The sequence below is a fragment of the Paraclostridium bifermentans genome, assembly GCF_019916025.1.
Lineage (GTDB): Bacteria > Bacillota > Clostridia > Peptostreptococcales > Peptostreptococcaceae > Paraclostridium > Paraclostridium bifermentans.
In genome coordinates this window covers 3160194-3172450 of sequence record NZ_CP079737.1, presented here as the reverse complement: position 1 = coordinate 3172450, position 12257 = coordinate 3160194, and the positions used below count along the sequence as shown (strand labels likewise).

The following is a 12257-nucleotide window of genomic DNA, read 5'->3' as shown; positions in this document are numbered from 1 at the left end:
AATATTAGAAAATGAGAAGTAATGATGAAAAGTATATAAAGGAAAATGGAATAAAAATTTAGAAGTAAGTATTAATAAAAATTTAGGAGGATTTGATATGAAAAATTTAATTAATTGGATGTGCCTTTTATCTGTTATGGGATTAGTTGTACAAGTTATGATTCATATAAGTTCAGAAATTATAAGAGATTTTAATAGGAGTAAATCTAAAAAAATTAATGCGAATACTAAAGGTAAGAGGGTTGCAAATACTAGGGTTAAAAGAAGTAGAGAATATTATCAAGAAAAAATTGCAAAATAATTTAAAAAAAATTATAAAAAGTGTTGACGGTATTTAATAAAGGTGATATAGTATTACTTGTCCTTAAGAAACGGACGAAACACAAAAGAAAAAATGAACTTTGAAAATTAAACAGTAGGTTAATTATAAAAATTCTTTTTTAAAGAATTAAACACAAACAACCAAGCCAGATATTCAGATAATGATTAGCTGAGCGATGGACAACTTTTTAAATTATATTTGAGAGTTTGATCCTGGCTCAGGATGAACGCTGGCGGCGTGCCTAACACATGCAAGTCGAGCGATCTCTTCGGAGAGAGCGGCGGACGGGTGAGTAACGCGTGGGTAACCTGCCCTGTACACACGGATAATATACCGAAAGGTATACTAATACGGGATAACATACGAAAGTCGCATGGCTTTTATATCAAAGCTCCGGCGGTACAGGATGGACCCGCGTCTGATTAGCTAGTTGGTAAGGTAATGGCTTACCAAGGCAACGATCAGTAGCCGACCTGAGAGGGTGATCGGCCACACTGGAACTGAGACACGGTCCAGACTCCTACGGGAGGCAGCAGTGGGGAATATTGCACAATGGGCGAAAGCCTGATGCAGCAACGCCGCGTGAGCGATGAAGGCCTTCGGGTCGTAAAGCTCTGTCCTCAAGGAAGATAATGACGGTACTTGAGGAGGAAGCCCCGGCTAACTACGTGCCAGCAGCCGCGGTAATACGTAGGGGGCTAGCGTTATCCGGAATTACTGGGCGTAAAGGGTGCGTAGGTGGTTTTTTAAGTCAGAAGTGAAAGGCTACGGCTCAACCGTAGTAAGCTTTTGAAACTAGAGAACTTGAGTGCAGGAGAGGAGAGTAGAATTCCTAGTGTAGCGGTGAAATGCGTAGATATTAGGAGGAATACCAGTAGCGAAGGCGGCTCTCTGGACTGTAACTGACACTGAGGCACGAAAGCGTGGGGAGCAAACAGGATTAGATACCCTGGTAGTCCACGCCGTAAACGATGAGTACTAGGTGTCGGGGGTTACCCCCCTCGGTGCCGCAGCTAACGCATTAAGTACTCCGCCTGGGAAGTACGCTCGCAAGAGTGAAACTCAAAGGAATTGACGGGGACCCGCACAAGTAGCGGAGCATGTGGTTTAATTCGAAGCAACGCGAAGAACCTTACCTAAGCTTGACATCCCACTGACCTCTCCCTAATCGGAGATTTCCCTTCGGGGACAGTGGTGACAGGTGGTGCATGGTTGTCGTCAGCTCGTGTCGTGAGATGTTGGGTTAAGTCCCGCAACGAGCGCAACCCTTGCCTTTAGTTGCCAGCATTAAGTTGGGCACTCTAGAGGGACTGCCGAGGATAACTCGGAGGAAGGTGGGGATGACGTCAAATCATCATGCCCCTTATGCTTAGGGCTACACACGTGCTACAATGGGTGGTACAGAGGGTTGCCAAGCCGCGAGGTGGAGCTAATCCCTTAAAGCCATTCTCAGTTCGGATTGTAGGCTGAAACTCGCCTACATGAAGCTGGAGTTACTAGTAATCGCAGATCAGAATGCTGCGGTGAATGCGTTCCCGGGTCTTGTACACACCGCCCGTCACACCATGGAAGTTGGGGGCGCCCGAAGCCGGTTAGCTAACCTTTTAGGAAGCGGCCGTCGAAGGTGAAACCAATGACTGGGGTGAAGTCGTAACAAGGTAGCCGTATCGGAAGGTGCGGCTGGATCACCTCCTTTCTAAGGAGTAATTGCCTACTGTTTAATTTTGAGAGCTTATTGTTCTCAAAATTAGTACTTAATTGTACTTTAGTACTTTGAAAACTGCATAACATTTAGTGATGATTAAATAAACCAATTATAAGAGAAGAAAACTCTTCAAAAAATAACACTTTTAATAACTGGTCAAGTTATTAAGGGCGCAGGGCGGATGCCTTGGCACTAAGAGCCGATGAAGGACGCGATAAGCTGCGATAAGCTTCGGGGAGTTGCACGTAAACTTTGATCCGAAGATTTCCGAATGAGGAAACTCACTTAGAGTAATGTCTAAGTATCATTAAGTGAATACATAGCTTAGTGAGGGGAACCCGGGGAACTGAAACATCTAAGTACCCGGAGGAAAAGAAAGAAATTCGATTCCGTAAGTAGCGGCGAGCGAACGCGGAATAGCCCAAACCAGTGAAGTTTTCTTCGCTGGGGTTGCGGACACATCATCAACAAAGAGGTATCGTAAACGAAGAGAGTTGGAAAGCTCCGCTATAAAGTGTAATAGCCACGTAGTTGAAACGAGAAGACTTTAGATGTGATCCAGAGTACCACGGGACACGTGAAACCCTGTGGGAAGCAGGAGGGACCATCCTCCAAGGCTAAATACTACTTAGTGACCGATAGCGCATAGTACCGTGAGGGAAAGGTGAAAAGAACCCCGGGAGGGGAGTGAAATAGAACCTGAAACCCTGCGCTTACAAGCTGTGGAAGCACTTTATATGTGTGACCGCGTACTTTTTGTAGAACGGGCCAACGAGTTACGATAGTAAGCTAGGTTAAGTACTTAAGGTATGGAGCCGTAGTGAAAGCGAGTCTTAAATGGGCGTTAAGTTTGCTGTCGTAGACCCGAAACCGAGCGACCTATCCATGAGCAGGATGAAGCGAAAGTAAAATTTCGTGGAGGTCCGAACCCACGAGCGTTGAAAAGCTCGGGGATGACTTGTGGATAGCGGTGAAATTCCAATCGAGCTCGGAGATAGCTGGTTCTCCCCGAAATAGCTTTAGGGCTAGCCTCAAGGTTGAGAAATACGGAGGTAGAGCACTGAATATCCTAGGGGGCATTGCGCTTACCGAAGATTATCAAACTCCGAATGCCGTTATTTTATACTTGGGAGTCAGACTGTGGGTAATAAGATTCATAGTCGAGAGGGCAACAGCCCAGATCGTCAGCTAAGGTCCCTAAATGTAAGTTAAGTGGTAAAGGATGTGGGATTGCATAGACAACCAGGATGTTGGCTTAGAAGCAGCCACTCATTTAAAGAGTGCGTAATAGCTCACTGGTCGAGTGATCCTGCGCCGAAGATTACCGGGGCTAAAACTTACTACCGAAGCTACGATATCATTTATGATAGGTAGGGGAGCTTCCTATGCAGGCTGAAGCATGACCGTAAGGACGTGTGGACAGTATAGGAGTGAGAATGTTGGCATGAGTAGCGAGACGTGGGTGAGAATCCCACGGGCCGTAAACCCAAGGTTTCCAGGGGAAGGTTCGTCCGCCCTGGGTTAGTCGGGACCTAAGCCGAGGCCGAAAGGCGTAGGTGATGGACAACAGGTTGAGATTCCTGTACCACCGATAATCGTTTGAGAGATGGAATGACACAGTAGGATAAGCTAACCACACTGTTGGTTATGTGTGGCTAAGTACTGAGGCAGTCAAGGCAGGCAAATCCGCCATGATAATGCTGGGGTACGATGGGGAGCGAAATTAAGTAGCGAAGTAGCTGATTTCACACTGTCGAGAAAAGTTTCTATCGAGATTAAAGGTGCCCGTACCGCAAACCGACACAGGTGGGTGAGGAGAGTATCCTAAGGCCAGCGAGAGAACTGTTGTTAAGGAACTCGGCAAAATGACCCCGTAACTTAGGGAGAAGGGGTGCCACGTTAGGGTTAACGCCCGAGGTGGCCGCAGAGAATAGGCCCAAGCGACTGTTTACCAAAAACACAGGTTTCTGCTAAGTCGCAAGACGATGTATAGGAGCTGACGCCTGCCCGGTGCTGGAAGGTTAAGGGGATCTGTTAGGATTTATCCGAAGCAGTGAACTTAAGCCCCAGTAAACGGCGGCCGTAACTATAACGGTCCTAAGGTAGCGAAATTCCTTGTCGGGTAAGTTCCGACCCGCACGAAAGGCGTAACGATTTGGGCACTGTCTCAACAACAGACTCGGTGAAATTGTAATCCCGGTGAAGATGCCGGGTACCTGCGACAGGACGGAAAGACCCCATGGAGCTTTACTGTAGCTTGACATTGAATTTTGGTGCTACATGTACAGGATAGGTGGGAGGCTATGAAATCGGGACGCCAGTCTCGGTGGAGCTATCCTTGGGATACCACCCTTGTAGTACTGAGATTCTAACCAGATACCTTGAATCAGGTATTGGGACACTGTCAGGTGGGCAGTTTGACTGGGGCGGTCGCCTCCCAAAGAGTAACGGAGGCGCTCAAAGGTTCTCTCAGCACGGTCGGAAATCGTGCGTAGAGTGTAAAGGCAGAAGAGAGCTTGATTGCAAGACATACAGGTCGAGCAAGGACGAAAGTCGGACTTAGTGATCCGGTGGTTCCGCATGGAAGGGCCATCGCTCAACGGATAAAAGCTACCCTGGGGATAACAGGCTTATCTCCCCCAAGAGTCCACATCGACGGGGAGGTTTGGCACCTCGATGTCGGCTCATCACATCCTGGGGCTGTAGTAGGTCCCAAGGGTTGGGCTGTTCGCCCATTAAAGTGGTACGCGAGCTGGGTTCAGAACGTCGTGAGACAGTTCGGTCCCTATCCGTCGCAGGCGTAGGAAATTTGAGGAGACCTGTCCTTAGTACGAGAGGACCGGGATGGACGTACCTCTGGTGTACCAGTTGTTCTGCCAAGGGCATGGCTGGGTAGCTATGTACGGAATGGATAAGCGCTGAAAGCATCTAAGCGCGAAGCCAACTTCAAGATAAGATTTCCCACCGTAAGGGTAAGATCCCAGGAAGACTACCTGGTTGATAGGTCGGAGGTGTAAGTGCAGCAATGTATGTAGCTTACCGATACTAATAGATCGAGGACTTGACCAAGATTATTTAATCTTAATAAATGTTATTCAGTTTTCAGGGTGCTAACTCTAGGATATTACTTTACTTAAATATCTTTAAAAAATATATTGACATTTTTTAATTAAAATGTTAATATAATACTTGTTCAAAACAGAACAACATAATCTAGTTATTACAGCAAAGAGGATACACCTGTTCCCATTCCGAACACAGAAGTTAAGCTCTTTAGCGCCGATGGTACTTGGTGGGAAGCTGCCTGGGAGAGTAGGACGTAGCTAGGTGATGTGCCGAAGTGGCGGAACTGGCAGACGCACAGGACTTAAAATCCTGCGGGACTTACCTCTCGTACCGGTTCGATTCCGGTCTTCGGCACCATTTTAACAAAAACATCGCGGGGTGGAGCAGTTGGCAGCTCGTCGGGCTCATAACCCGAAGGTCGCAAGTTCGAGTCTTGCCTCCGCAACCATTAAAATTATATAAGGCCCATTGGTCAAGCGGTCAAGACACCGCCCTTTCACGGCGGTAACAGGGGTTCGATTCCCCTATGGGTCACCAATTAAATATGCGGGTGTAGCTCAATGGTAGAGTTCCGGCCTTCCAAGCCGGCTGTGAGGGTTCGATCCCCTTCACCCGCTCCAGAATAAACATATGGGACTATAGCTCAGCTGGGAGAGCACCTGCCTTACAAGCAGGGGGTCACAGGTTCGAGCCCTGTTAGTCCCACCAAATTGCGGCCTGGTAGTTCAGCTGGTTAGAATGCCAGCCTGTCACGCTGGAGGTCGAGGGTTCGAGTCCCTTCCAGGTCGCCAAAATAATCAAATATGTGGGAATATGGCTCAGTTGGTAGAGCAATTGACTGTTAATCAATGGGTCACAGGTTCGAGTCCTGTTATTCCCGCCAATATGCTAGTGTGGCTCAACGGTAGAGCAGCTGACTTGTAATCAGCAGGTTGTAGGTTCGATTCCTATCACTAGCTCCAACGTGGAGGATTTCCCGAGCGGCCAAAGGGGGCAGACTGTAAATCTGTTATCGACGATTTCGGTGGTTCGAATCCACCATCCTCCACCAATTAAATATGCGGGTGTAGCTCAATGGTAGAGTTCCGGCCTTCCAAGCCGGCTGTGAGGGTTCGATCCCCTTCACCCGCTCCAGAACAACATATAATGTGGGTGCATAGCTCAGCTGGATAGAGCAACGCCCTTCTAAGGCGTGTGTCCGGGGTTCGAATCCCTGTGCGCTCACCACATTTATAGGGGATTCGCCAAGTCGGTAAGGCATAGCACTTTGACTGCTACATGCGTAGGTTCGAGTCCTGCATCCCCTGCCAAGTAAATAAAATGATCCATTAGCTCAGTCGGTAGAGCACCTGACTTTTAATCAGGGTGTCCCGCGTTCGAGTCGCGGATGGATCACCAATGGAGAGGTGTCCGAGTGGTTTAAGGAGCTGGTCTTGAAAACCAGTGACTCCGAAAGGGGCCGTGGGTTCGAATCCCACCCTCTCCGCCAAATTAATATGGAGAAGTACTCAAGTGGCTCAAGAGGATCCCCTGCTAAGGGATTAGGCTGGGTTAACCGGTGCGAGGGTTCGAATCCCTCCTTCTCCGCCAGTAATTGTCGAGGTGTAGCGCAGTTTGGTAGCGCACGTGGTTTGGGACCATGGGGCCGGGGGTTCGAGTCCCTCCACCTCGACCAATAAAGTGGACCTTTAGCTCAGTTGGTTAGAGCGCCCGGCTCATAACCGGTAGGTCCGGGGTTCGAGTCCCTGAAGGTCCACCAAAAAATGCATAGGGGTGTAGCTCAGTTGGTAGAGCGTCGGTCTCCAAAACCGTGCGCCGGGGGTTCGAGTCCCTCCACCCCTGCCACTAAAACAATTATATAAATAAGATTATATCGAGGTGTAGCGCAGTTTGGTAGCGCACATGGTTTGGGACCATGGGGCCGGGGGTTCGAGTCCCTCCACCTCGACCAATTGGGGGCCTATAGCTCAGGTGGTTAGAGCGCACGCCTGATAAGCGTGAGGTCGCTGGTTCGAGTCCAGCTAGGCCCACCAGAAATGCCCAGATAGCTCAGTCGGTAGAGCAGGGGACTGAAAATCCCCGTGTCGGTGGTTCGATTCCGCCTCTGGGCACCATTTATATAACTGTGGCGGTATAGCTTAGTTGGCTAGAGCGTTCGGTTCATACCCGAAAGGTCACAGGTTCGACTCCTGTTACCGCTACCATCTAAGAAATATACTTAAACATATTTAAGAACTTTGAAAATTAAACAGTAGGTTAATTATAAAAATTCTTTTTTAAGAATTAAACACAAACAACCAAGCCAGATATTCAGATAATGATTAGCTGAGCGATGGACAACTTTTTAAATTATATTTGAGAGTTTGATCCTGGCTCAGGATGAACGCTGGCGGCGTGCCTAACACATGCAAGTCGAGCGATCTCTTCGGAGAGAGCGGCGGACGGGTGAGTAACGCGTGGGTAACCTGCCCTGTACACACGGATAACATACCGAAAGGTATACTAATACGGGATAACATACGGAAGTCGCATGACTTTTGTATCAAAGCTCCGGCGGTACAGGATGGACCCGCGTCTGATTAGCTAGTTGGTAAGGTAATGGCTTACCAAGGCAACGATCAGTAGCCGACCTGAGAGGGTGATCGGCCACACTGGAACTGAGACACGGTCCAGACTCCTACGGGAGGCAGCAGTGGGGAATATTGCACAATGGGCGAAAGCCTGATGCAGCAACGCCGCGTGAGCGATGAAGGCCTTCGGGTCGTAAAGCTCTGTCCTCAAGGAAGATAATGACGGTACTTGAGGAGGAAGCCCCGGCTAACTACGTGCCAGCAGCCGCGGTAATACGTAGGGGGCTAGCGTTATCCGGAATTACTGGGCGTAAAGGGTGCGTAGGTGGTTTTTTAAGTCAGAAGTGAAAGGCTACGGCTCAACCGTAGTAAGCTTTTGAAACTAGAGAACTTGAGTGCAGGAGAGGAGAGTAGAATTCCTAGTGTAGCGGTGAAATGCGTAGATATTAGGAGGAATACCAGTAGCGAAGGCGGCTCTCTGGACTGTAACTGACACTGAGGCACGAAAGCGTGGGGAGCAAACAGGATTAGATACCCTGGTAGTCCACGCCGTAAACGATGAGTACTAGGTGTCGGGGGTTACCCCCCTCGGTGCCGCAGCTAACGCATTAAGTACTCCGCCTGGGAAGTACGCTCGCAAGAGTGAAACTCAAAGGAATTGACGGGGACCCGCACAAGTAGCGGAGCATGTGGTTTAATTCGAAGCAACGCGAAGAACCTTACCTAAGCTTGACATCCCACTGACCTCTCCCTAATCGGAGATTTCCCTTCGGGGACAGTGGTGACAGGTGGTGCATGGTTGTCGTCAGCTCGTGTCGTGAGATGTTGGGTTAAGTCCCGCAACGAGCGCAACCCTTGCCTTTAGTTGCCAGCATTAAGTTGGGCACTCTAGAGGGACTGCCGAGGATAACTCGGAGGAAGGTGGGGATGACGTCAAATCATCATGCCCCTTATGCTTAGGGCTACACACGTGCTACAATGGGTGGTACAGAGGGTTGCCAAGCCGCGAGGTGGAGCTAATCCCTTAAAGCCATTCTCAGTTCGGATTGTAGGCTGAAACTCGCCTACATGAAGCTGGAGTTACTAGTAATCGCAGATCAGAATGCTGCGGTGAATGCGTTCCCGGGTCTTGTACACACCGCCCGTCACACCATGGAAGTTGGGGGCGCCCGAAGCCGGTTAGCTAACCTTTTAGGAAGCGGCCGTCGAAGGTGAAACCAATGACTGGGGTGAAGTCGTAACAAGGTAGCCGTATCGGAAGGTGCGGCTGGATCACCTCCTTTCTAAGGAGTAATTGCCTACTGTTTAATTTTGAGAGTTTTTCAATTTTTTTTTGAAAAAATCTTAAAAAATATTGACGAAATTATATTAAAATGGTAATATATTTTTGTCGAAAAAGGGAATATGGGGGTGTAGCTCAGCTGGGAGAGCACTTGCCTTGCACGCAAGGGGTCAGGAGTTCGATCCTCCTCATCTCCACCATATTGAACTTTTAGCAACGGGATATGAGCTGTATTAGCGAATAGACGTTGGCGATATATTTTAGTACTTTGAAAACTGCATAACATTTAGTGATGATTAAATAAACCAATATAAGAGAAGAAAACTCTTTAAAAAATAACACTTTTGATAACTGGTCAAGTTATTAAGGGCGCAGGGCGGATGCCTTGGCACTAAGAGCCGATGAAGGACGCGATAAGCTGCGATAAGCTTCGGGGAGTTGCACGTAAACTTTGATCCGAAGATTTCCGAATGAGGAAACTCACTTAGAGTAATGTCTAAGTATCATTAAGTGAATACATAGCTTAGTGAGGGGAACCCGGGGAACTGAAACATCTAAGTACCCGGAGGAAAAGAAAGAAATTCGATTCCGTAAGTAGCGGCGAGCGAACGCGGAACAGCCCAAACCAGTGAAGTTTTCTTCGCTGGGGTTGCGGACATATCACAAACAAGAGGTCATCGTAAACGAAGAGAGTTGGAAAGCTCCGCTATAAAGTGTAATAGCCACGTAGTTGAAACGATAATTCTTTAGATATGATCCAGAGTACCACGGGACACGTGAAACCCTGTGGGAAGCAGGAGGGACCATCCTCCAAGGCTAAATACTACTTAGTGACCGATAGCGCATAGTACCGTGAGGGAAAGGTGAAAAGAACCCCGGGAGGGGAGTGAAATAGAACCTGAAACCCTGCGCTTACAAGCTGTGGAAGCACTTTATATGTGTGACCGCGTACTTTTTGTAGAACGGGCCAACGAGTTACGATAGTAAGCTAGGTTAAGTACTTAAGGTATGGAGCCGTAGTGAAAGCGAGTCTTAAATGGGCGTTAAGTTTGCTGTCGTAGACCCGAAACCGAGCGACCTATCCATGAGCAGGATGAAGCGAAAGTAAAATTTCGTGGAGGTCCGAACCCACGAGCGTTGAAAAGCTCGGGGATGACTTGTGGATAGCGGTGAAATTCCAATCGAGCTCGGAGATAGCTGGTTCTCCCCGAAATAGCTTTAGGGCTAGCCTCAAGGTTGAGAAATACGGAGGTAGAGCACTGAATATCCTAGGGGGCATTGCGCTTACCGAAGATTATCAAACTCCGAATGCCGTTATTTTATACTTGGGAGTCAGACTGTGGGTAATAAGATTCATAGTCGAGAGGGCAACAGCCCAGATCGTCAGCTAAGGTCCCTAAATGTAAGTTAAGTGGTAAAGGATGTGGGATTGCATAGACAACCAGGATGTTGGCTTAGAAGCAGCCACTCATTTAAAGAGTGCGTAATAGCTCACTGGTCGAGTGATCCTGCGCCGAAGATTACCGGGGCTAAAACTTACTACCGAAGCTACGATATCATTTATGATAGGTAGGGGAGCTTCCTATGCAGGCTGAAGCATGACCGTAAGGACGTGTGGACAGTATAGGAGTGAGAATGTTGGCATGAGTAGCGAGACGTGGGTGAGAATCCCACGGGCCGTAAACCCAAGGTTTCCAGGGGAAGGTTCGTCCGCCCTGGGTTAGTCGGGACCTAAGCCGAGGCCGAAAGGCGTAGGTGATGGACAACAGGTTGAGATTCCTGTACCACCGATAATCGTTTGAGAGATGGAATGACACAGTAGGATAAGCTAACCACACTGTTGGTTATGTGTGGCTAAGTACTGAGGCAGTCAAGGCAGGCAAATCCGCCATGATAATGCTGGGGTACGATGGGGAGCGAAATTAAGTAGCGAAGTAGCTGATTTCACACTGTCGAGAAAAGTTTCTATCGAGATTAAAGGTGCCCGTACCGCAAACCGACACAGGTGGGTGAGGAGAGTATCCTAAGGCCAGCGAGAGAACTGTTGTTAAGGAACTCGGCAAAATGACCCCGTAACTTAGGGAGAAGGGGTGCCACGTTAGGGTTAACGCCCGAGGTGGCCGCAGAGAATAGGCCCAAGCGACTGTTTACCAAAAACACAGGTTTCTGCTAAGTCGCAAGACGATGTATAGGAGCTGACGCCTGCCCGGTGCTGGAAGGTTAAGGGGATCTGTTAGGATTTATCCGAAGCAGTGAACTTAAGCCCCAGTAAACGGCGGCCGTAACTATAACGGTCCTAAGGTAGCGAAATTCCTTGTCGGGTAAGTTCCGACCCGCACGAAAGGCGTAACGATTTGGGCACTGTCTCAACAACAGACTCGGTGAAATTGTAATCCCGGTGAAGATGCCGGGTACCTGCGACAGGACGGAAAGACCCCATGGAGCTTTACTGTAGCTTGACATTGAATTTTGGTGCTACATGTACAGGATAGGTGGGAGGCTATGAAATCGGGACGCCAGTCTCGGTGGAGCTATCCTTGGGATACCACCCTTGTAGTACTGAGATTCTAACCAGATACCTTGAATCAGGTATTGGGACACTGTCAGGTGGGCAGTTTGACTGGGGCGGTCGCCTCCCAAAGAGTAACGGAGGCGCTCAAAGGTTCTCTCAGCACGGTCGGAAATCGTGCGTAGAGTGTAAAGGCAGAAGAGAGCTTGATTGCAAGACATACAGGTCGAGCAAGGACGAAAGTCGGACTTAGTGATCCGGTGGTTCCGCATGGAAGGGCCATCGCTCAACGGATAAAAGCTACCCTGGGGATAACAGGCTTATCTCCCCCAAGAGTCCACATCGACGGGGAGGTTTGGCACCTCGATGTCGGCTCATCACATCCTGGGGCTGTAGTAGGTCCCAAGGGTTGGGCTGTTCGCCCATTAAAGTGGTACGCGAGCTGGGTTCAGAACGTCGTGAGACAGTTCGGTCCCTATCCGTCGCAGGCGTAGGAAATTTGAGGAGACCTGTCCTTAGTACGAGAGGACCGGGATGGACGTACCTCTGGTGTACCAGTTGTTCTGCCAAGGGCATGGCTGGGTAGCTATGTACGGAATGGATAAGCGCTGAAAGCATCTAAGCGCGAAGCCAACTTCAAGATAAGATTTCCCACCGTAAGGGTAAGATCCCAGGAAGACTACCTGGTTGATAGGTCGGAGGTGTAAGTGCAGCAATGTATGTAGCTTACCGATACTAATAGATCGAGGACTTGACCAAGATTATTTAATCTTACAAATGTTATTCAGTTTTTAGAGTACTAA

General features: G+C 48.6%; 1 protein-coding gene, 23 tRNA genes and 5 rRNA genes. All 29 read left to right on the top strand.

Translation table 11 applies throughout. The features are described 5' to 3' along the window. The first annotated feature begins 97 nt into the window (after nucleotides 1-97). Nucleotides 98-301, top strand: coding sequence for a hypothetical protein (locus tag KXZ80_RS15355; protein WP_021434233.1), 204 nt, complete (start codon nucleotides 98-100; stop codon nucleotides 299-301). 215 nt (nucleotides 302-516) lie between these two features. Further along, a 16S ribosomal RNA gene (locus KXZ80_RS15350) occupies nucleotides 517-2018 on the top strand. 163 nt (nucleotides 2019-2181) lie between these two features. Continuing rightward, nucleotides 2182-5096, top strand: a 23S ribosomal RNA gene (locus KXZ80_RS15345). Nucleotides 5097-5239: 143 nt separating this feature from the next. Then, a 5S ribosomal RNA gene (gene rrf, locus KXZ80_RS15340) occupies nucleotides 5240-5356 on the top strand. Together the 16S, 23S and 5S rRNA genes with 22 tRNA genes alongside form the textbook arrangement of a ribosomal RNA operon. Before the next feature lie 5 nt (nucleotides 5357-5361). After that, nucleotides 5362-5450: transfer RNA gene (locus KXZ80_RS15335), tRNA-Leu, on the top strand. Nucleotides 5451-5465: 15 nt separating this feature from the next. After that, nucleotides 5466-5541 (top strand) — tRNA-Met (locus KXZ80_RS15330). A gap of 14 nt (nucleotides 5542-5555) precedes the next feature. Beyond that, nucleotides 5556-5630, top strand: a tRNA-Glu gene (locus tag KXZ80_RS15325). 9 nt (nucleotides 5631-5639) lie between these two features. Then, nucleotides 5640-5713: transfer RNA gene (locus KXZ80_RS15320), tRNA-Gly, on the top strand. A 12-nt stretch (nucleotides 5714-5725) separates the two neighbouring features. Continuing rightward, nucleotides 5726-5801 (top strand) — tRNA-Val (locus KXZ80_RS15315). A gap of 6 nt (nucleotides 5802-5807) precedes the next feature. Further along, nucleotides 5808-5884, top strand: a tRNA-Asp gene (locus tag KXZ80_RS15310). 16 nt (nucleotides 5885-5900) lie between these two features. Next, nucleotides 5901-5976, top strand: a tRNA-Asn gene (locus tag KXZ80_RS15305). A gap of 4 nt (nucleotides 5977-5980) precedes the next feature. Beyond that, nucleotides 5981-6055 (top strand) — tRNA-Thr (locus KXZ80_RS15300). A 4-nt stretch (nucleotides 6056-6059) separates the two neighbouring features. Then, nucleotides 6060-6144, top strand: a tRNA-Tyr gene (locus KXZ80_RS15295). Between the two features lie 9 nt (nucleotides 6145-6153). Beyond that, nucleotides 6154-6227, top strand: a tRNA-Gly gene (locus tag KXZ80_RS15290). A gap of 16 nt (nucleotides 6228-6243) precedes the next feature. Beyond that, nucleotides 6244-6320 (top strand) — tRNA-Arg (locus KXZ80_RS15285). Between the two features lie 7 nt (nucleotides 6321-6327). Further along, nucleotides 6328-6403 (top strand) — tRNA-Gln (locus KXZ80_RS15280). A 12-nt stretch (nucleotides 6404-6415) separates the two neighbouring features. Beyond that, nucleotides 6416-6491: transfer RNA gene (locus KXZ80_RS15275), tRNA-Lys, on the top strand. Between the two features lie 2 nt (nucleotides 6492-6493). Further along, a tRNA-Ser gene (locus KXZ80_RS15270) sits at nucleotides 6494-6582 on the top strand. A 9-nt stretch (nucleotides 6583-6591) separates the two neighbouring features. Next, nucleotides 6592-6683, top strand: a tRNA-Ser gene (locus KXZ80_RS15265). An 8-nt stretch (nucleotides 6684-6691) separates the two neighbouring features. Continuing rightward, nucleotides 6692-6768, top strand: a tRNA-Pro gene (locus tag KXZ80_RS15260). Nucleotides 6769-6775: 7 nt separating this feature from the next. Continuing rightward, nucleotides 6776-6852 (top strand) — tRNA-Ile (locus KXZ80_RS15255). 10 nt (nucleotides 6853-6862) lie between these two features. Next, nucleotides 6863-6938 (top strand) — tRNA-Trp (locus KXZ80_RS15250). A gap of 29 nt (nucleotides 6939-6967) precedes the next feature. Next, a tRNA-Pro gene (locus KXZ80_RS15245) sits at nucleotides 6968-7044 on the top strand. Between the two features lie 5 nt (nucleotides 7045-7049). After that, nucleotides 7050-7126 (top strand) — tRNA-Ile (locus KXZ80_RS15240). A 5-nt stretch (nucleotides 7127-7131) separates the two neighbouring features. Then, nucleotides 7132-7207, top strand: a tRNA-Phe gene (locus tag KXZ80_RS15235). A 13-nt stretch (nucleotides 7208-7220) separates the two neighbouring features. After that, nucleotides 7221-7297, top strand: a tRNA-Met gene (locus tag KXZ80_RS15230). A 147-nt stretch (nucleotides 7298-7444) separates the two neighbouring features. After that, nucleotides 7445-8946 (top strand): 16S ribosomal RNA (locus tag KXZ80_RS15225). A gap of 123 nt (nucleotides 8947-9069) precedes the next feature. Further along, a tRNA-Ala gene (locus KXZ80_RS15220) sits at nucleotides 9070-9145 on the top strand. Between the two features lie 153 nt (nucleotides 9146-9298). Further along, a 23S ribosomal RNA gene (locus KXZ80_RS15215) occupies nucleotides 9299-12213 on the top strand. Nucleotides 12214-12257: the final 44 nt, after the last annotated feature.

Excerpts from the sequence above, each read along its gene's own strand:
- KXZ80_RS15355 (WP_021434233.1), top strand. The coding sequence starts at position 98 with ATGAAAAATTTAATTAATTGGATGTGCCTTTTATCTGTTATGGGATTA.